Origin of the sequence: Pantoea sp. RIT-PI-b (assembly GCF_001187905.1) — a bacterium.
GTDB lineage: Bacteria > Pseudomonadota > Gammaproteobacteria > Enterobacterales > Enterobacteriaceae > Pantoea > Pantoea nemavictus.
The window spans coordinates 770,396-790,248 of the sequence record NZ_LGIS01000012.1; the positions used below are offsets into that span (position 1 = coordinate 770,396).

16 protein-coding genes are annotated in these 19,853 nt (G+C 56.4%); 5 read left to right on the forward strand and 11 right to left on the reverse strand.

Features of this window, described 5'->3' with window-relative positions; translation table 11 throughout:
• Positions 1-160: 160 nt before the first annotated feature.
• Positions 161-3,604 carry a transcription-repair coupling factor gene (mfd, locus tag AC790_RS05300; RefSeq protein WP_007885733.1) on the reverse strand — a complete coding sequence of 1,148 codons (3,444 nt, stop codon included), beginning with the start codon at positions 3,602-3,604 and terminating at the stop codon, positions 161-163.
• A gap of 103 nt (positions 3,605-3,707) precedes the next feature.
• Positions 3,708-3,917 (reverse strand): hypothetical protein, encoded by a 210-nt coding sequence (locus tag AC790_RS05305; RefSeq protein WP_007885732.1) that lies wholly within the window; start codon positions 3,915-3,917, stop codon positions 3,708-3,710.
• Positions 3,918-4,177: 260 nt separating this feature from the next.
• On the opposite strand from AC790_RS05305, the gene lolC reads away from it, so the two are divergent.
• The 4 genes from lolC (at position 4,178) to cobB (ending at position 8,294) form a co-directional block, all read left to right on the forward strand.
• Positions 4,178-5,377, forward strand: a complete 1,200-nt coding sequence (gene lolC, locus AC790_RS05310; protein ID WP_049851113.1) for a lipoprotein-releasing ABC transporter permease subunit LolC — start codon at positions 4,178-4,180, stop codon at positions 5,375-5,377.
• On the forward strand, positions 5,370-6,071 hold the full coding sequence (lolD, locus tag AC790_RS05315; RefSeq protein ID WP_049851114.1) for a lipoprotein-releasing ABC transporter ATP-binding protein LolD: 702 nt from the start codon (positions 5,370-5,372) through the stop codon (positions 6,069-6,071). The genes lolC and lolD overlap by 8 nt, the downstream gene beginning before the upstream one ends.
• Positions 6,071-7,315, forward strand: a complete 1,245-nt coding sequence (gene lolE, locus AC790_RS05320; RefSeq protein ID WP_049851115.1) for a lipoprotein-releasing ABC transporter permease subunit LolE — start codon at positions 6,071-6,073, stop codon at positions 7,313-7,315. Before lolD ends, lolE begins: the two co-directional genes overlap by 1 nt.
• A 145-nt stretch (positions 7,316-7,460) precedes the next feature.
• The gene (gene cobB / locus AC790_RS05325) at positions 7,461-8,294 is read left to right on the forward strand and encodes a Sir2 family NAD+-dependent deacetylase (protein ID WP_049851116.1); all 834 of its coding nucleotides are present in this window, start codon (positions 7,461-7,463) and stop codon (positions 8,292-8,294) included.
• A gap of 241 nt (positions 8,295-8,535) precedes the next feature.
• Here the strand turns inward: cobB and potD are convergent, their stop codons facing one another.
• The 4 genes from potD to potA are packed head-to-tail and all read right to left on the reverse strand — an operon-like array spanning position 8,536 to position 12,316.
• Entirely contained in the window at positions 8,536-9,579 is a 1,044-nt protein-coding gene (gene potD / locus AC790_RS05330) for a spermidine/putrescine ABC transporter substrate-binding protein PotD (RefSeq protein ID WP_049851117.1), read from the reverse strand.
• A 10-nt stretch (positions 9,580-9,589) separates the two neighbouring features.
• Positions 9,590-10,363, reverse strand: coding sequence for a spermidine/putrescine ABC transporter permease PotC (gene potC / locus AC790_RS05335; protein ID WP_007885724.1), 774 nt, complete (start codon positions 10,361-10,363; stop codon positions 9,590-9,592).
• Complete coding sequence (gene potB / locus AC790_RS05340) at positions 10,360-11,220, reverse strand: spermidine/putrescine ABC transporter permease PotB (protein WP_049851118.1); 861 nt, start codon at positions 11,218-11,220, stop codon at positions 10,360-10,362. Before potB ends, potC begins: the two co-directional genes overlap by 4 nt.
• Positions 11,204-12,316, reverse strand: a complete 1,113-nt coding sequence (gene potA / locus AC790_RS05345) for a spermidine/putrescine ABC transporter ATP-binding protein PotA (protein WP_007885722.1) — start codon at positions 12,314-12,316, stop codon at positions 11,204-11,206. The genes potB and potA overlap by 17 nt, the downstream gene beginning before the upstream one ends.
• Before the next feature lie 299 nt (positions 12,317-12,615).
• Here potA and pepT point away from each other — a divergent pair, with 299 nt between their 5' ends.
• On the forward strand, positions 12,616-13,842 hold the full coding sequence (gene pepT, locus AC790_RS05350) for a peptidase T (protein ID WP_007885720.1): 1,227 nt from the start codon (positions 12,616-12,618) through the stop codon (positions 13,840-13,842).
• 488 nt (positions 13,843-14,330) lie between these two features.
• On the opposite strand, the gene AC790_RS05355 is transcribed toward pepT, so the two are convergent.
• The 5 genes from AC790_RS05355 to hflD form a co-directional block, all read right to left on the reverse strand.
• Positions 14,331-15,452 (reverse strand): cupin domain-containing protein, encoded by a 1,122-nt coding sequence (locus AC790_RS05355; RefSeq protein WP_049851119.1) that lies wholly within the window; start codon positions 15,450-15,452, stop codon positions 14,331-14,333.
• 57 nt (positions 15,453-15,509) lie between these two features.
• Positions 15,510-16,970, reverse strand: coding sequence for a two-component system sensor histidine kinase PhoQ (gene phoQ, locus AC790_RS05360; RefSeq protein WP_007885714.1), 1,461 nt, complete (start codon positions 16,968-16,970; stop codon positions 15,510-15,512).
• 3 nt (positions 16,971-16,973) lie between these two features.
• Positions 16,974-17,642 carry a two-component system response regulator PhoP gene (phoP, locus tag AC790_RS05365; RefSeq protein WP_007885713.1) on the reverse strand — a complete coding sequence of 223 codons (669 nt, stop codon included), beginning with the start codon at positions 17,640-17,642 and terminating at the stop codon, positions 16,974-16,976.
• A gap of 122 nt (positions 17,643-17,764) precedes the next feature.
• On the reverse strand, positions 17,765-19,135 hold the full coding sequence (gene purB / locus AC790_RS05370) for an adenylosuccinate lyase (protein WP_007885712.1): 1,371 nt from the start codon (positions 19,133-19,135) through the stop codon (positions 17,765-17,767).
• Between the two features lie 44 nt (positions 19,136-19,179).
• Positions 19,180-19,821, reverse strand: coding sequence for a high frequency lysogenization protein HflD (gene hflD, locus AC790_RS05375; protein WP_049851120.1), 642 nt, complete (start codon positions 19,819-19,821; stop codon positions 19,180-19,182).
• Positions 19,822-19,853 lie beyond the last annotated feature (32 nt).

Here is a 19,853-nt window from a genome sequence, read left to right on the forward strand (position 1 = left end):
GCAGCAGTAACGAAAAAAGCGCCGTAAGGCGCTTTTTTTGTATATGAGATCCTCAACTCGCACGGATTCGTAGCGGCGCAATTTATTGCGCCTTATCAATGGCGCACGGAGTCAAAGGCGCGCGATGAATCGCGCCGCTACGATTCCGTGCGGATATCCACTAAACCCGGTTCTTCGCCAGCTCGCTAACAAAACTCTGCACCCACTCCATACGGATTTTCCGGTCCGCCATTTCACGGGTGAATTTCAGACGGGTTGGCCCATCCAGTTTCCACTGCTGCGGATCTTTCTGCAGCAGGCCAATCAGCCAGCCTGGATCGACGTGGTTCTGCGGCGCGAACTCGAAGAAGCCGCCTTTATCGCTGGCTTCAATCTTACGAATCCCCAACTCGCGCGCCACTAAACGCAGCCCGGCGATGTCCAGCAAATTACGCGCCGCATCCGGCAGTTTGCCAAAGCGATCGATCATCTCCACCTTCAACTCAGCCAAATCCTGCTCATCCGCAGCGCTGGCTACGCGTTTGTACAGCGACAAACGGGTATTCACATCGGGGATAAAATCATCCGGCAGCAGGGCGGGCATGCGCAGTTCGATTTCGGTTTGGTTGCTGGTGAGATCTTCCAGTGACGGCTCGCGACCCGCTTTCAACGCATCAACCGCGTTCTCCAGCAGCTCCATATACAGCGTGAAACCGATGGTTTCCATCTGTCCGCTCTGATCTTCGCCGAGCAGTTCACCGGCACCGCGAATCTCCAGATCGTGCGTTGCCAGCGCGAAACCAGCGCCTAAATCTTCCAGCGAAGCGATGGCCTCGAGGCGTTTCTGTGCATCGGTGGTCATCGCTTTCGGATGCGGCGTTAGCAGCCACGCATATGCCTGATGATGCGAACGGCCCACGCGGCCGCGCAGCTGATGCAGCTGCGCCAAACCAAAGTGATCGGCGCGCTCAATGATGATGGTATTCGCGCTGGGCACATCGATACCGGTTTCGATGATGGTGGTACACACCAGCACGTTAAAGCGCTGATGGTGGAAATCGTTCATCACCCGCTCCAGATCGCGCTCGCGCATCTGGCCGTGACCAATGGCGATACGCGCTTCCGGCACCAGTTCTGCCAGCCGCTGCGCCGCTTTCTCGATGTTCTCCACGTCATTGTAGAGATAGTAAACCTGGCCACCGCGCAGCACTTCACGCAGGATCGCCTCGCGCACCACCAGGCTGTCGTACTCGCGCACAAAGGTTTTCACCGCCATACGTCGTGCCGGTGGCGTGGCAATAATCGACAGATCGCGCATGCCGCTCATCGCCATATTCAGCGTACGCGGAATTGGCGTAGCGGTGAGCGTCAGGATATCCACATCGGCGCGCATCGCCTTGATACGCTCTTTGTGACGCACGCCAAAGCGGTGCTCTTCATCGACGATCAGCAGGCCGAGATCGTGCCATTTCAGATCGTTCGACAGCAGCTTGTGCGTACCTATCAGAATATCGACTTTGCCTTCGCGTGCCTGTTCCAGCACCTGACTTTGCTCTTTCGCGGTACGGAAACGCGACAGCATCTCAATACGCACCGGCCAGTTGGCGAAACGATCGCGGAAGTTGTCGTAATGTTGCTGCGCCAGCAGCGTGGTCGGCACCAGCACGGCAACCTGTTTGGCATTTTCGACCGCGAGGAACGCGGCACGCATCGCCACTTCGGTTTTACCAAAGCCCACGTCGCCGCACACCAGGCGATCCATCGCCAGCGGCTGGCACATGTCGCTCAGTACGGCATTGATCGCCTGGCCTTGATCCGGCGTAGTTTCAAACGGGAAGCCTTCACAGAACAGCTGATACTGATCGCGATCGTGCTTAAAGGCGAAGCCGGTCTTGGCGGCGCGCTGGGCGTAGATATCCAGCAGCTCTGCCGCCACGTCGCGCACTTTCTCGGCGGCTTTCTGCCGCGCGCGTGACCAGGCATCACTGCCGAGTTTATGCAGCGGCGCATTCTCATCCGCGCCACCGGCATAGCGGCTGATTAAATGCAGCGACGAAACCGGCACGTACAGTTTGGCATCTCCGGCATAGGAGAGCATCAAGTATTCCGCCACGATGCCGCCGGCTTCCAGCGTGGTCAGGCCGATATAGCGCCCAACGCCGTGCTCCAGATGCACCACCGGCTGGCCGGGATGCAGCTCGGCGAGGTTGCGGATCAATACGTCTGGATTGATGGTGCGGCGATTATCCTGGCGGCGGCGACTGACGCGCTCGCCGAGCAGATCGCTTTCGCAGATCAACGCCAGCTGGCGCTGGGTATCGATAAAGCCACGCTCGCTGGCGCCGATCATCAGGCTGTACGGCTGATCGACGGCTTGATCGAAGTGATCGATAGCGTGCGGACGCAGTTTGATGCGCGTCAGCAGCTCTTGCAGGCTTTCACGGCGGCCTTCGCTCTCAACCGAAAAAATCACCTGCCCGCTGAACTGCTCCAGGAACTGACGCAGCAGATCAAGCGGTGCTTTGGCCTGCGCCTGCACGGTTAATTCCGGCAGCGGTTGATAACCGAGGTTGGTGTTTGCGGCTTTCTCCGGCAGCGTCTCGCTGCTCAGCTGCATGCGCGGCCAGGCTTTCAGTTCGCTGAGCAGCGCATCGGGGCGCAGCCACAGCGTGACCGGCTCCAGCAGCGGGCGCATCGGGTCGATGCGGCGATTCTCGAAGCGCGCATTGGCGTCAAGCCAAAAGCGCTCGGCGCTCGCCAGCAAATCGCCGCTGTTGAGCAGCAGCGTGTTGCCCGGAAGATAGCTGAACAGCGTCGGCAGCTCCTGCTCGAAAAATAGCGGCTGCCAGTATTCGATACCGGCGGGCAGCGTGCCTTTGCTCACCTGCTGATAGACGTGTTCTGGCTCGCGGCGCACGTCAAAGGTTTCACGCCAGCGGCTGCGGAACAGTTCGATGGCGGCTTTATCGGTCGGGAACTCATGTGCAGGCAGCAGGTTGATGGCGTTGACCGCTTCCAGCGTGCGCTGGGTATCGACATCAAACAGGCGCAGGCTATCAATTTCGTCATCAAAGAAGTCGATGCGATAGGGCTGATCGCTGCCCATCGGGAAGAGATCGAGCAGCGCGCCGCGCGTGGCGTATTCGCCATGCTCCATCACCTGATCGACATGGCGATAGCCGGCCTGCTCCAGCTGATCGCGCAGCGCATCGCGCGACAGTTTTTGCCCCTGCTGCATCACCAGCGCATGACCGTGCAGGAAGCTGTGTGGACAGACGCGCTGCATCAGCGTGTTGACCGGCATAATCAGCATGCCGCGCGTTAAGTTCGGCAGTTGATACAGCGTGGAGAGACGAGCGGAGATAATGTCCTGATGCGGTGAGAAGCTGTCGTAGGGCAGCGTTTCCCAGTCAGCGAGATTGGTGACCGGCAGATCGGTGAACTGGCGAATCTCCTCCTGCAGACGCAGGGCAGATTGCATATCCGGGGTAATCATCAACACCGGACCGCTGTGGCGTTCGGTGATGCTGGCACACTCAAGCGCTTGTGCAGCGCCGACTAGCTGGCCGAGCTGGCGATGATCGCCGGCTTTGACTGGCAGGGTATAACGACTCTGTTCCGACATGGGATCTCGACATTCTCTCCTTGGATTACAGGGCGTCATCATTCCATAATCCGCCCTGAGGATCATCTGTCGTGGTGCGATTTCTCACACTATGTCGGTTCTGCTACTTGGTGGATTGCTGTGTATAGTGCATACGGGGTCGATCGACATTGGCCCATGACAGCTCTTTTTCCAGATGATAGCTGTGGTTGCCGTCGTCCCACTTCACGTAATAACCGGTGGGCGAATCGCCCTGTTCGAAAACGTTCACAATCTCCCCTCTGATCTCGCCCGATTTATGTTTAACGATGCTGCCTTTAGGAAATTTCAACATAGTCTGTACTCCCGCGCCTGGCGCTTACTTCGGTACAATCGGTGCTTGATCGGGTGCTACATCATTGAGTTTACGCCAGCCTATGACCAATAAACGTACAAATAACAACATTATTTTGTCGCAATTTTATGCATAAGCCTCCGCTGGGACGGTTTTTGACACAACTTTGCCGCAGACTCAGAGGGTTAGAGGTTTCATAAAGCAGGCACCTCCTTTATCATCCCACTACTTATTTTTAGGCAACTGCCAAGACGGATCTCATGTATCAACCAGTCGCGTTATTCATCGGTTTGCGCTACATGCGTGGACGTGCCTCAGACCGCTTTGGTCGCTTCGTCTCCTGGCTCTCTACCATCGGTATCACGCTCGGCGTGCTGGCGCTGGTCACCGTGTTATCGGTGATGAACGGCTTTGAGCGCGAGCTGGAAGGCAATATCCTCGGCCTGATGCCGCAGGCGCTGGTTACCAGCGAGAAAGGCAGTATCAATCCGCAACAACTTCCGGCGCAGGATCTCAAGCTGCAAGGCGTCACCCGCATGGCGCCGCTCACCACCGCTGATGTGGTGCTGCAGAGCGCACGCAACGTCTCGGTTGGCGTGATGCTGGGCATCAATCCCGATGAACAGGATCCGCTGACACCGTTCCTCGTTAACACCCAACAAAGCGTGCTGCAAGCGGGGCAATATAACGTCATCCTCGGTGAACAGCTGGCTGCACAGCTGGGTGTCAAGCGTGGCGATCAGCTGCGTTTGATGGTGCCGTCGGTCAGCCAGTTCACGCCGGTCGGGCGCTTGCCCAGTCAGCGTATTTTCACCGTGGCAGGGACCTACGCGGCGAACAGCGAAGTTGACGGCTACCAGATTCTGGTCAATCAGCAGGATGCGTCACGCGTGATGCGCTATCCGCTCGGCAACGTTACCGGCTGGCGTCTGTGGCTGGATAAGCCGCTGAGCGTAGATGCGCTCAGCCAGCAAACGTTGCCGCAAGGCCTGACGTGGAAAGACTGGCGCGAGCGCAAAGGCGATCTGTTCCAGGCGGTGCGCATGGAGAAAAACATGATGGGGCTGCTGCTGAGCCTGATCATCGCGGTGGCGGCTTTCAACATCATTACGTCGCTGGGCCTGCTGATCATGGAGAAGCAGGGCGAAGTAGCGATTCTGCAAACGCTGGGCCTCACCCGGCGCCAAATCGTGGCGGTATTTATGGTGCAGGGCGCCAGCGCCGGGATCATTGGCGCGCTGCTTGGCACCGTGCTCGGCGTACTGCTGGCCAGCCAGCTGAATAATTTAATGCCGGTGATCGGTCTGTTCCTGGATGGCGCGGCGCTGCCGGTCGACATCAACGTGTTGCAGGTGATCACCATTGCGCTGGTTTCGATGGCCGTTGCGCTGATTTCTACCCTTTATCCGTCGTGGCGCGCTGCCGCCGTCCAACCCGCTGAGGCTTTACGTTATGAGTAATACTCCTTTGTTGCAGTGTCGTGACCTGTGTAAACGCTATCAGGAAGGCAGCGTGCAGACCGATGTGCTGCGCAATGTGGCTTTCAGCCTGCAGCCGGGTGAACTGACGGCGATTGTCGGCAGCTCCGGTTCAGGCAAAAGTACCTTATTGCACCTGCTGGGCGGTCTGGATGCGCCGACCTCGGGCGATGTGATTTTTGATGGCAAATCGCTGAATGCGATGTCATCCGCCGCGAAGGCGGAACTGCGCAACCGCGAGCTGGGCTTTATCTATCAGTTCCACCATTTGCTGCCGGATTTTAGCGCGCTGGAGAACGTGGCGATGCCGCTGCTGATTGGCAAAATCGGCAAGGCAGAAGTGGAATCCCGCGCGCGTGAAATGCTGGCGGCGGTGGGGCTGGATAAACGTGCTGCGCACCGGCCTTCTGAGCTGTCGGGCGGTGAACGTCAGCGCGTGGCGATTGCCCGCGCGCTGGTGAATCGTCCGCGTTTGGTGATGGCCGATGAGCCCACCGGTAATCTTGATGCGCGCAACGCGGATGCGATTTTTGAGCTGCTGGGCGAGTTGAACGTCAAGCAGGGCACCGCCTTCCTGGTGGTGACGCACGATCTACAACTGGCGAAACGCCTGAGTCGCCAGATGGAGATGCGCGATGGCGAGTTGAGCGACCAACTGACGCTGGGAGTGATCTGATGGGTTCATCCTTATCCCTGCTGCTCGGGCTGCGTTTTAGCCGCGGTCGGCGGCGTGGTGGCATGGTCTCGCTGATCTCCATCATCTCCACCGTTGGCATTGCGCTGGGCGTGGCGGTGCTGATCATCGGCCTGAGCGCTATGAACGGTTTCGAGCGTGAGCTCAACAACCGCATTCTGGCGGTGGTGCCGCACGGCGAAATCGAACCGGTTAATCAGCCGTTCCGTCACTGGCAGCCGATGATCGCGCCAATTGAACAGGTTTCGGGCATTGCCGCTGCGGCGCCCTATATTAACTTTACCGGGCTGATTGAGAGCGGCGCGAAGCTGCAGGCGCTGCAGGTGAAAGGCGTCGATCCGCAGCAGGAGTCACGGCTGAGCGCCTTGCCGAGCTTCGTCGCCGGTAATGCCTGGTCACAGTTCGCGGCCGGTAAGCAACAGATCATACTCGGTGGCGGTATCGCCAAATCGCTTAACGTTAAACAGGGCGATTGGATCACCATCATGATCCCCAATAACGATGGCGATAATAAGCTGCTGCAGCCGAAACGCATTCGTCTGCAGGTCAGCGGCGTGCTGCAGCTCAGCGGTATGCTGGATCACAGCCTGGCGCTGGTGCCGCTGGCCGATGCGCAGAAATATCTGGATATGGGCGACAGCGTCAGCGGCATTGCGCTCAAGATGAATGACCCGTTCCAGGCGCAAAAGCTGGTGCGCGACGCCGGTGAAGTGACGCATTCATACGTCTACATCAAGAGCTGGATTGGTACGTACGGCTACATGTACCGTGACATCCAGATGATTCGCGCCATTATGTATTTAGCCATGGTGCTGGTGATTGGCGTGGCCTGCTTTAACATCGTCTCAACGCTGGTGATGGCGGTGAAAGACAAGAGCAGCGATATCGCCGTGCTGCGCACGTTGGGCGCCAAAGATGGCCTGATTCGCGCCATCTTTATCTGGTACGGTTTGCTGGCGGGTCTGCTCGGCAGCGTCAGCGGCGTGGTGGTCGGCGTGCTGGTGGCGCTCAATCTCACGCCGGTGATGCGGGTGTTTGAGCATCTTACCGGGCATCAGCTGTTGGCGGGTGATATCTACTTTATTGATTTCCTGCCGTCCGAGCTGCACTGGATTGATGTGATTTCGGTATTGGGCACCGCGATTGTGCTGAGCCTGATTGCCAGCTGGTATCCGGCACGGCGCGCCAGCCGTATCGATCCGGCCCGCGTGCTGAGCGGGCAGTAAGATTGACCGCGCAGCCGCTTTAGCGGCTGCGCACATTTTCAGCGTCTGCCGCATGCAGCCGTCATACGCAGCCGCTATTATCGGGCAAATTAGCCTGAAAAATACCCGAAGCGCGGCGTTAAACGCCGCAGATTAAGGAGCTTTTATGCGCATACCGCGCCGCCGCCTACGACTCGCCCGCGACAAAAAAAACCGCCGCAAAGTGCATCAGCGCTTTCGCCAGCGCATCTTCGAGCGCGATCGCAAAGCTGAACTGGCTGCGCATCCGCAACCGCGCGTGGTGGTACTCACCGGTGCGGGTATCTCCGCCGAGTCCGGCATTCGCACCTTCCGTGCCGCCGATGGTTTGTGGGAAGAGCACCGGGTGGAAGATGTGGCTACGCCGGAAGGTTTTCAGCGCGATCCGGCGTTGGTGCAGGCGTTCTACAACGCGCGCCGTCAACAGCTGCAGCAGCCAGAGATTCAGCCTAATGCCGCGCACAAAGCGCTGGCGGAACTGGAGCAGGTGCTGGGCGATAACTTCCTGCTGGTAACACAGAACATCGACAATCTGCATGAACGCGCCGGCAGCCAGCGCGTGCTGCATATGCACGGTGAATTGCTGAAAGTGCGCTGTGTGAACAGTGGACAAGTGCTGGACTGGACAGAAGATTTAACCCCGGACGATCGCTGCACCTGCTGCCAGTTCCCGGCAATGTTGCGTCCGCACATCGTGTGGTTTGGCGAAATGCCGCTGGGGATGGAGGAGATTTACCAGGCGATTGAGCAGGCAAACCTGTTTATTGCCATCGGCACCTCGGGTCATGTTTATCCGGCCGCCGGTTTTGTTCATGAAGCGAAACTGCAGGGCGCGCATACCGTGGAGCTGAACCTGGAGTCGAGCCAGGTGGGCAATGAGTTTGCCGAGCGTCATTACGGTTTAGCCAGTGAAGTGGTGCCGGAGTTTGTGCACACGTTCTTGCGTGGGTTGTATAAATAGTTTGTGCGCGCTTTCCCTCATCCCAACCTTCTCCCGCAAGCGGGAGAAGGAGCTAAAAACAACCCTCACCCGCTGAAGGCGTGAGCTATTTTAGAACCCGCGGACATGGAGCTTTTTAGAACCCTCTCCCGCTTGCGGACATGGAACTTTTTAGAACCCTCTCCCGCTTGCGGACATGGAACTTTTTAGAACCCTCTCCCGCTTGCGGGAGAGGGCAGGGTGAGGGAAAACGCGCAGAGGACTAACGTCCCGCCTTCAACTTCTGAAACAGCGTCTCATACTGCACGCTGACATCACCCACATCGTTCTGCCACTCGCCGTTTTTGATCACCGCCTCAGAAGGATAAAGCGAAGGATCATTCGCCACTGCCTGCGGCAGTAGCTTCTTCGCCGCCAGGTTTGGCGTTGGATAACCAATGGTTTCCGCCACCTGCGCTGCCACTTCCGGACGCAACAGGAAGTTAATCAGTTTCAACGCACCTGCGCGGTTTTTCGCGTTAGCCGGAATCGCCAGATTATCCATCCAGAAAATTCCGCCTTCCTGCGGCCAGATAATCTGCAGCGGCGTGCCGGCCTGGCGCGCCACGTACGCCGATCCGTTCCAGATCATGCCAACGTTCACTTCGCCTTCCATAAACGGATTGCCCGGATTGTCCGAGTTAAACGCCAGCACGTTCGGCATCAGCTTTTTTAACTCTTCATAAGCGGCTTCGATCTGCTTTGGATCGCGGGTGTTGCCCGAATAGCCGAGCTTACGCAGCGCCATCTGGAACACTTCGCGCGCGTCGTCGGTCAGCAGCAGGCTCTGCTTGTACTGCGGCTGCCATAAATCAGCCCAGCGGGTGATGCTTTTGGCATCCACTTCATCGGTGTTGACCCCAATTGCGGTCGCGCCCCAGATATAGGGGATCGAATAGTCATTGTTGGGATCGAACGGTTTGTTCAGCAGGTTAGGATCGAGATTCTTAAAGTTGCTGAGCTGGGATTTATCAATCTTCTGCAACATGCCTTCATTACGCATTTTGGCAACGAAGTAAGTCGAAGGCACCACCAAATCGTAGGCGCCATCTTTCCAGGTCTTCAGCTTGGCATACATGCTCTCATTGGACTCGTAAGTGGAATAAATCACCTTGATGCCGGTCTCTTTAGTGAACTGCTCCAGCAGCCCCGGCGGCACGTATTCTGTCCAGTTATAGAAATAGAGCGTTTTGCCGTCATCCGCCTGCGCGCTCTGCATGCCCAGTGCCAGCGCCCCAGCCGCCAGCCAGTGAGACCACTTTTTCATCGATTATCCTCTATTTAGTTTTATCTCGGAGCAACAGCTGACTGAGCGCCACCAACAACAGCGACAGCAACAGCAAAATCGTCGCCAGCGCATTCACTTCGGGTGACACGCCAACTTTGACCATCGAATAAATTTTTAACGGTAAGATTTCAAAACTCGGGCCAGTGACAAATGACGAAACCACCACGTCGTCCATCGACAGGGTAAAGCTCAGCAACCAGCCCGCCGCGACAGCGGGCAGCGCCAGCGGCAGCAGAATTTTACGCAAAATGGTGACTTCGCTGGCGCCAAGATCTTTAGCGGCTTCCAGCATGCGCACATCAAAACCTTTCAGGCGCGAATAGACGGTGATCACCACAAACGGCAGGCAAAAGGTGATGTGTGAGAACAGCAGCGACCAGAAACCAAGCGAAATGCCCAACAGCATAAACAGCACCAGCAGCGAAATGGCCATCACGATATCGGGCGACATCATCACCACAAACAGCATGCCGCTGACGAAGGGTTTACCGCGAAAACGATAGCGATAGAGTGCAACCGCAGTCAGCGAGCCGATAATTGTGGCACAACTGGCCGACAGCACGCCCATGATCAGCGAATGCTGCGCCGCCTGAATCAGGCTGTCATTATTCATCAACAGGCGATACCACTGGGTGCTGAAACCCTGCCAGTTGATGCCAAAGCGCGAGCTGTTGAAGGAGTTGACGATCAGAATGATGATCGGGATATAAAACCAGGCGTAAATCACGGCCATAAAGCCGCCGCGTAACCAGCGCGCCATCATTGCAGCTCCACTTTGCTGTTCAGCATACGCGCCGCGCGCCAGTAGGCCAGCAGCATCAAGCCCATCAGCAGCGTCATCACAATACTGGTGGCCGCGCCAAACGGCCAGTCGCGGATATTCAGGAACTGACTTTTGATCACGTTGCCAATCAACAGGTTTTTCGCGCCGCCCAGCAAATCGGCAACAAAGAACAGGCCCATCGCCGGAATAAACACCAGCAGACAACCCGCAACAATGCCCGGCATGGTGAGCGGTAAAATAATGCGCAGAAAGGTTTTCACTTTATTGGCACCGAGATCGCGCGCCGCTTCGAGGCAGGATTTATCCAGTTTTTCCAGGCTGGAGTAGAGCGGCAGCACCATAAACGGCAGCAAAATGTAGATCAGCCCTAATATCACCGCTTCCGAGGTGTACATAATGCGAAAGGGTTTATCGATCACCCCGAGCCACAGCAAAAACTCATTGAGCCAGCCGCGCGTGCTGAGAAAGATCTTCAGCCCGTAGATGCGTATCAAGGAGTTGGTCCAGAACGGCACAATCAGCAGGAACAGCATCATCGGACGCAGGCGCGCCGGTAGTTTAGTCAGACACCAGGCAAACGGGTAACCGAGCAGCAGGCAGCAGAGCGTGGCGATAAACGCCATGTTCAGCGAGTGCAGCAGCACATCGGCGTACAGCGGATCGAGCAGCCGCGTATAGTTATTCAGGGTGAAGGCCATGCTGACAAAATGCGCATCGTCGCGCGTCAGGAAGCTGGTGGCGAAGATCATCAGGTTGGGCAGCAGCACAAACAGCGTCAGCCAACTGACGATAAGTAGCACAATCACTTTCTGTAGACGGTTACGCATCCGTTTCATACGGCAGCACTACCTCCCAGTTCGCTACCCAGCTGACAGCCATTTTCTGGTTCAGCGAGTGGTCAAAATCGGGATCGTCTTCATTAAAGAACTCGCTCACCGTCAGTAGCTTGCCGTTCTCAAGTTCAACGGTGGATTCCAGCGTCATGCCTTTGTAGTTGCGCTCACGGACGTAGCCGATCAGGTTATCGCTGCGGCTGTCATGATCGATCTCTTCCACGCGCAGATCTTCCGGACGCAGCAGCACATGCAGCTTATCGCCGGCGTTAACCGGAAAATCACACTGCAGCTCACATTCACGCCCTTCAACGCGCGCAAGGATAGTGGGCGCCTTTTCGCTATTCAGCACTTCGGCATCGAACACGTTGATCTCGCCAATAAAGCGCGCCACAAACAGGTTAGCCGGCTCTTCATAAATCTCACGCGGCGTGCCGTCCTGCTCGATGCGGCCATCGCGCATCACGACGATGCGATCGGACATGGTCAGCGCTTCTTCCTGATCGTGGGTGACAAACACAAAGGTGATGCCAAGCTTGCGCTGCAACGCTTTCAGCTCGTTTTGCATCTGGCGACGCAGCTTATAATCCAGCGCCGAAAGCGACTCATCCAGCAGCAACACTTTCGGGCGATTAACCACCGCACGCGCAATCGCTACACGCTGTTGCTGCCCGCCGGAGAGCTGATGCGGACGCCGATCGGCAAAGCTCTCCAGCTGCACCATCGCCAGCGCGTCGTTGACACGTGTCGTGATCTCGGCGGCTGGGGTTTTCTGCATGCGCAGGCCAAAGGCGACGTTTTCAAATACCGACATGTGCGGAAACAGCGCATAGCTCTGAAATACCGTATTGATGTGGCGATGTTCGGCTGGCAGGTCGGTGATGTCATTATCATCAAGAATGATATGTCCGGAATCGGCATCTTCCAGTCCGGCAATCAGGCGTAAAATGGTGGTTTTACCGCAGCCGGACGGACCGAGCAGCGTGATGAATTCGCCGTGACGGATGGTCAGATCGAAGTCAGAGATGATGGTTTTGCCATCGAAAGCTTTACTGATGCCAGAAAGCGTAACCAGCGCGAGATCGCGTGTTTGCGTCATTTTAGTCACTCAGTCTGATGGTGAATCAGGTTACAGCATAGCCGCTGGTGCCAGCTTGCTGTGATGAAGGGCGCGATGATACCGCAAAAAAGCGTCAATGCCATGTTTTGCCACGGATTTACCTTGAAAACTCTGAAAAATGCCGGAGTATGCGTAACGGGCAAGTCGTACAGGCGACGGTGAGTGAATTTTCAGCGCATTTCACGCTGAGAGAGCTAACCTGAAGGATAATGATTTGACGCAACATGGGGGCTCCAGGCCACCATGATAATGACGCAGGTTCTTAAGAGGGATGACAGATGGATCAATTACTTGAGCGTTTTCTCAGTTATGTCGCAGTAGAAACTCAGTCAAAACCTCAGGCGCGACAGGTGCCAAGCAGTGAAGGGCAGTGGGCGCTGGCGCGTCAATTACAGGAAGAACTTATTGCGCTGGGCTTTGTTGATGTCTCTTTAAGCGACCATTGCTGCGTAATGGGCACCTTACCGGCGAATGTCGACTGGGCCACGCCGGTAATCGGCTTTATTTCGCATATGGACACGTCACCGGATTTTACCGCCAAAAACGTTAATCCGCAGATTATTGAAAACTATCGCGGGGGTGACATTGCGCTGGGCAACGGCGATGAAGTTCTGTCGCCGGTGATGTTCCCAATCCTGCATAAGCTGATTGGCCACACGCTGATTACCACCGACGGTAAAACCCTGCTCGGCGCCGATGACAAAGCCGGCATCGCCGAGATCATGACGGCGATGGCGCGTCTGGCGAACAGTGATATTCCGCACGGTGCAATTCGGGTGGCTTTTACCCCCGATGAAGAGATTGGCCGTGGCGCGTCGCACTTTGACGTGGAAGGTTTTGCCGCCGATTGGGCCTACACCGTGGATGGCAGCGATCTCGGCGAGTTCGAATTCGAGAACTTCAACGCCGCCACGGCGATGGTCAAGATCACTGGCAATAACGTCCATCCGGGCAGCGCTAAAAATGTGATGGTCAATGCGCTGGATCTGGCGATGCGCTTCCACGCGGAGCTGCCAGCAAAAGAGAAGCCGCAGTATACCGATGGCTACGAAGGCTTTTTCCATCTGCACACCATCAAAGGTACGGTTGAGCATGCCGAACTGATGTATCTGATTCGTGATTTTGACGCGGATAGCTATGCCCAGCGCAAGCAGCTGCTGGAAGAGATTGGCCAACGTGTGAGCCAGGGGCTGCAAAGCGAATGTTCAGTGAAGGTAGAGATCAGCGATAGCTATCGCAACATGCGTGAGAAAGTCGAACCGCATCCGCACATTATTGAGCTGGCGCTGCAGGCGATGCGCGATTGTGGCATTGAACCGAACGTTAAACCGATTCGCGGCGGTACCGATGGATCTGCGCTGTCGTGGAAAGGGTTGCCATGTCCGAACCTGTTCACCGGCGGCTACAACTATCACGGCAAGCACGAGTTCGCCTCACTCAACGTGATGGCGCAGTCAGTAGAGGTGATTGTGCGGCTGGCTGAGTTGGCGGGGCAGAAAAAGTGACAGTAACCAGGTGCGCATAAATGCGCACCCTGTAAAATTTAGGGTCGCCATTCATGGCGTAATGCACGTCAGTTAAGCAGCGTACTGGCTCAGTTGGGGTTCCCTGGTCGCCATGAATGGCGACCCTACAGGTGTTTTAGCGATGATGAATCAGTAAGACGCATTGATGCTGCAGCGTGGGGGTTGAGGCGACATCCCAGCCCGCTGAGTGAGTGAGGGATTCCAGGGCGAGCCGCAGGGATGCGGCGAGAGGCGGCGCTGAGCAGGAGCGAATCGCCGCCGGTCCGTCAGGAATCGTGAGGGAGTGAAGGCACCGCGAAGCGGCGGGATGGGCTGGCGCAGGGCCCGGAGTGCAGAGGGCGTGGCCAGACGCCCTCTGCTCGGTCGCCGCACGACATAGCTGAAACTGCCCCAGCAGATGGCGAACGAAAGTTGCTCAGTGCTTAACTGATCGGCATTACGCCATTCATGGCGACCGTAACACCAACTTACTCGCCGAAGAACCAATACCCGCTATTAACCAGCGCCGCCAGCTGCGCCAGCATTGACGGATCGCCCAGCGCATCGCCAAAATCTTCCAGCGTCAGCACATGATTGTGCGCCAATGCCGCCAGCACCTGCGGATGGTTGCAGCTGATTGATTCACCGTTCACAAACACCGCATCACCGATGGTCAACACGCGCAGGCCGCCAAGACGCGTCAGCGCATCGCCTTGCTGCAATGCATCGTAAATTTCATCCGGCTGATAAGGCGGCTCCGGCGGAGCGACATCCAACTCATGACGCGACTGAGAAATAAACTCGCCAAACCATTGGTTAAACTGCTCTGGCTGGTTGATCACATCCATCATCACTTTGCGGATGCCTTCCAGCTCCGACGGCAATATTTGCGACGGGCAATCACGTGACGGCACGTCCGGATCGCTGTAGCGATAGCTGCCCAATTCGTTAGCCAGCATGTGATCGGCAAAACCGCTGATCAGCTCGCGACCGTTCGGTGCACGGAAGCCCACCGAATAGTTGATGGCGTTCTCCAGCGAATAGCCTTCGTGCGGGAATCCAGGCGGAATATAGAGAATATCGCCCGGCTCCATCTCCTCATCAATGATGGCGTCAAACGGTTCAACCTGCAGCAGATCTGGATGCGGGCAGTGCTGTTTCAACGGCACTTTTTCACCCACGCGCCAGCGGCGACGGCCGGTGCCCTGAATGATAAACACATCATATTGGTCGAAATGCGGGCCCACGCCGCCGCCCGGCACGGCGAAGGAGATCATCAGATCGTCAACGCGCCAGTCGGGCAGGAAACGGAACGGGCGCATCAGTGCAGCCGAAGGCTCATGCCAATGGTTGACCGCCTGCACCAGCAGCGACCAGTTGCTCTCACCGAGATGATCGTAGCTTTCAAACGGGCCGTGGCTAACTTGCCATTTGCCTTCGTTATGGCTAACCAGACGGCTATCCACCTCATTTTCCATTGCCAGACCGGCCAGCTCGTCAGGAGAAATAGGATCGACGAAGTTTTTAAAACCCCGTTTAAGCACCACCGGGCGTTTCTGCCAGTAGCGTTGAATAAAGTCGGGCCAGTTGATGTCGAGCTGATAGTCCATATGCGGAGTCCGTTTGCTGCAAAGAATGATGGCAAGTATAACAGCCCGCGTCCCTTTCTACTCGCGGTGATGCTCGACTTCCTGGCGCTGGAAAATCACTTCCATCCGCGCGCCGCCAAGCGGGCTGGTGGTGGCGATGACCTGACCGGCGTACTGTTCGAGGATATCGCGCACCACGGCCAAACCTAATCCCTGGCCGGGACGTAGCGTATCGGCGCGCTGACCGCGCACGAAGATCAGATCGCGTTTGCTTTCTGGAATGCCCGGGCCATCATCATCAATAAACAGATGCAGGGTTTTGTCGGTTTGGCGTGCGGTGACTTCAATAAACTCCAGGCAGTATTTGCAGGCGTTATCCAACACGTTGCCAAGCACTTCCATAAAGTCATTTTTATCGCCGATAAAGGTCAGCTCGGGAGAGATATCCAGGGTGATCGCCACGCCTTTACGCTGATAAACCTTGTTGAGAGCCGAACACAGGCTGTCGAGCAGCGCCGAAACCGAATGCAAATCGCGCTGCAGCGGATTGTGATCGGCCTGCATGCTGGCGCGATGCAGATAATAGCCAATCTGCTGGGAGATACGGCTAATCTGCTCCAGCATCACCGGTTCCGCCTGTTCCACGGTTAACTCTTTGCCGCTGCGTAACGAGCGTAGCGTACTCTGCAGCACCGCCAGCGGGGTTTTCAGGCTGTGCGTCACGTCCGACAGGGTGGTGCGATAGCGCGTATAACGCTGGCGTTCGTTGGTCAGCAGCAGGTTGAGATTGCGTACCAGGCTGCGCAACTCCTGCGGCGGATTATCATCGAGATTCTCGCGTTGGCCGGTTTCCAGCTCGCGCACATGCGCGGTGAGATCGCCAATTGGTCGTAAACTCCAGTGCGCCGCCAGCCACAACAGCGGGATCACCAGCAGCAGGTTGGCGGCCAGCACATAGCTAAACCACGACCACACCACATCGGAATGCTGCAACTCCTGCGGAATTGAGTCGACAACCACGATGGTCAGCGCCGGCAGGTTGGTGGTGGCATCGTAACGATTGACCGCTACCGAGTGAGTAAAGGTATCGTTGCTGTCACTATCCAGCGCGTGCAGCCGCTCTTTTGCCTGTGGATTGTTGCCCATCGCCGCCATGCTGGTGCGATTACTGGTGTCGATTTCGTAAAAATCGGGCTTGAGCAGCCATTCGCGGCGAATCTTTTTGCGGATGTCCGGCACGTCACGCTGCTGCCACAGCAGTTTGCCGTGTTCATCGTAGATAAACACCAGCGTGGGGAAGTTGAGCGTCATGCGCTCCGGCTGGGCGATGGTGAGCTTGTCGTCTTGCCACTGCGCCAGCGTGAAGAACAGATTGCTTTCGCCGCGCATCACGCGGTAGGTATTTTTATCGAAGCTAACTACGTAACCCACGACGGCAACCATGCCGTAGGAGAGCGATAAAAACAGGACGATCGCCGCCGTTGCCAGCAGGAAACGGGCGCGTAACGAGAAGGGGCGAAAGCGTTTTAACCACGTCATAAATCAGAGATCAAAGCGATAACCCTGGCCGCGCACGGTGTTAATCACTTCGGTCGGATAGAGCGAGAGAATTTTTTTACGCAGGCGGCCCATCAACACATCAATGGTGTGACTCTCGCGCAGTTCCGCATCCGGATAGAGCTGCAGCATCAGTGAATCTTTGCTCACCACTTTACCCGCGTTGCGAATCAGCGTTTCAACGATGGTGTACTCGAAAGCGGTAAGTTTTACCGGTTGATCCTGCACCGTTAGCTCACGGCGTGACAGATCGACCTGGAACGGCGGCATGGAAATAATCTGTGACGCGTGGCCGCTGTTACGACGCATTAGCGCCTGCAGACGCGCCGCGACTTCTTCAATATGGAAAGGTTTAGTGACGTAGTCGTCGGCACCGGCTTCCAGCGCTTCGACTTTTGCCTGCCAGCCTTCGCGGGCGGTCAATACCAGAATCGGTTGACGTACGGCATCGGTGCGCCAGCGACGGATCAACGACATGCCATCTTCGTCGGGCAATCCCAGATCGACAAGGGCGATATCGGGCATGTGCTCCTGCAGGAAATAATCTGCTTCTTTGGCATCTTCTGCGGCATCGACCTGATGGCCCATTTCACGCAACTGCACGGCGAGGTGATGGCGCAACAGCGCGTTATCTTCCACAACCAGAACACGCATAGTATTTCCTTAGCTTCCGACTCAATAATGATGGAGAAAAGTATATGCGAAGCCAGCTAAACAAGAGATCAACGTTTGTTAATAGAGGCGTGCCCAACATTGAACACGCCTGTTGTTGAGATTTACTGCAAATCATCAACCATCTGAATCGCACGGCCAAGGTAGTTGGCTGGCGTCATCTGCTTCAGACGCACTTTTTCCTCTTCCGGCAACGCAAGGCTATCGATGAACGCTTGCATGCCAGCGGCATCAACACGTTTACCGCGCGTCAGCTCTTTCAGCTTCTCGTACGGCTTCTCGATGCCGTAACGGCGCATCACGGTTTGAATTGGCTCGGCCAGCACTTCCCAGTTGTGATCCAGTTCATCCAGCAGACGATCGCGGTTCACTTCCAGCTTAGAGATGCCTTTCAGCGTCGCCTGATAAGCGATCAGCGCATAGCCGATGCCGACACCGAGGTTACGCAGCACGGTAGAGTCAGTGAGGTCACGCTGCCAGCGTGAAACCGGCAGTTTGCTGGCCAGATGCTGCATCATCGCGTTAGCCAGACCGAGGTTGCCTTCGGAGTTTTCGAAGTCAATCGGGTTCACTTTATGCGGCATGGTTGAAGAACCAATTTCACCGGCGATGGTTTTCTGTTTGAAGTGATTGAGCGCTACATAGCCCCAGATATCACGATCAAAGTCGATCAGAATGGTGTTGAAACGTGCGATGCAATCAAACAGCTCGGCGATGTAGTCGTGCGGCTCGATCTGCGTGGTGTACGGGTTCCAGGTGATGCCCAGTGAGGTGACAAACTGCTCGCTCAGCTGGTGCCAGTCCACTTCCGGATAAGCGGAGATGTGGGCATTGTAGTTGCCAACCGCGCCGTTAATTTTGCCGAGGACTTCAATCTTGCTGAGCTGACGCAGCTGGCGCTCCAGACGGTACGCCACGTTTGCCATCTCTTTGCCCATGGTTGACGGCGTTGCCGGCTGGCCGTGGGTACGCGACAGCAGCGGAATGTCACGATACTCGTGCGCCAACCCTTTTACGGCATCGATGAGCTGGTTCCAGAACGGCACGATCACCTCGCGACGTGCGGTTTCCAGCATTAGCGCGTGAGAGAGGTTATTGATATCTTCAGAGGTGCAGGCGAAGTGGATGAACTCAGACACCGCATGCAGCGCCGGAACATCGGCCACTTTCTCTTTGAGGAAATACTCCACGGCTTTTACGTCGTGGTTGGTGGTGCGCTCGATGGTTTTGATACGTGCAGCGTCTTCTTCGCTGAAATTGGCGACAATCGCATCAAGGAAAGCGTTTGCGTCGGCATCAAATGCAGGAACTTCCTTGATCTCTACAGTCGTAGCCAGTTTTTGTAACCAGCGAACCTCAACCTCAACGCGGAATTTCAGCAGACCGAATTCGCTGAAAATGGCGCGCAGTGGGCTGACTTTATCGCCGTAACGACCATCGACAGGTGAAACGGCGGTCAGAGAGGATAATTCCATCAGTGCAACTCCTGAATCGTTTAACAATGATGCCGGGGCGGCGCTTAATACGCCGGGCCCAGGCGGGATAAAATGGTTTTGGCTTCGCTCAGCAGACGCTGGCGCGAAAACATCAGCTGCAGACGGCCACCGCCAACCTGCTGCCATAACACCGCAGAGCGAATGCCGGCCAGCAGGGCGGCGCGCACTTTACTCTGCACTTGTGAATTCTGTAATACCTGCGGCGAACCGGTGACCTGAATGCGTGGGCCTAATGGGCTGATCACATCCACGTAAATCCCGGCCATGGCGCTGGTGATAGTGTCCGATTCCAGCTCGTAATGCGCCAGTTGGCGATCAAGCTGGCTAATGCGTTGTGCCAGCGTATTCATCGCGGTTTTATTACCGTGCAGCTTACGCTCCAGCACCATCATACTCAGGGTATAGCGCGTCAGTTCTGCGCTGGCGCCTTGACGATTACTGCTGTTGAGCACCGCCATTAAGGTCTCTAATCCTGGCTGCAGGTTGGCTTCATCGTTGCCAAACACCGCCAGCGTCGAACCGGGGTTGAGATCGATCAAGCTGCGCAGCGACACATTCAGGGCGGCATTATTGCACTGGCCCTGCTGCGCGAGTTGCTGCACCACATGGGCCGCCTGGCAGACACCCGCCAGCGCCAGCGTAATCTCATAATAGTTCTTAGCCACGCTTAACTCCTGTCATCGCGTCGGGCAGCGCC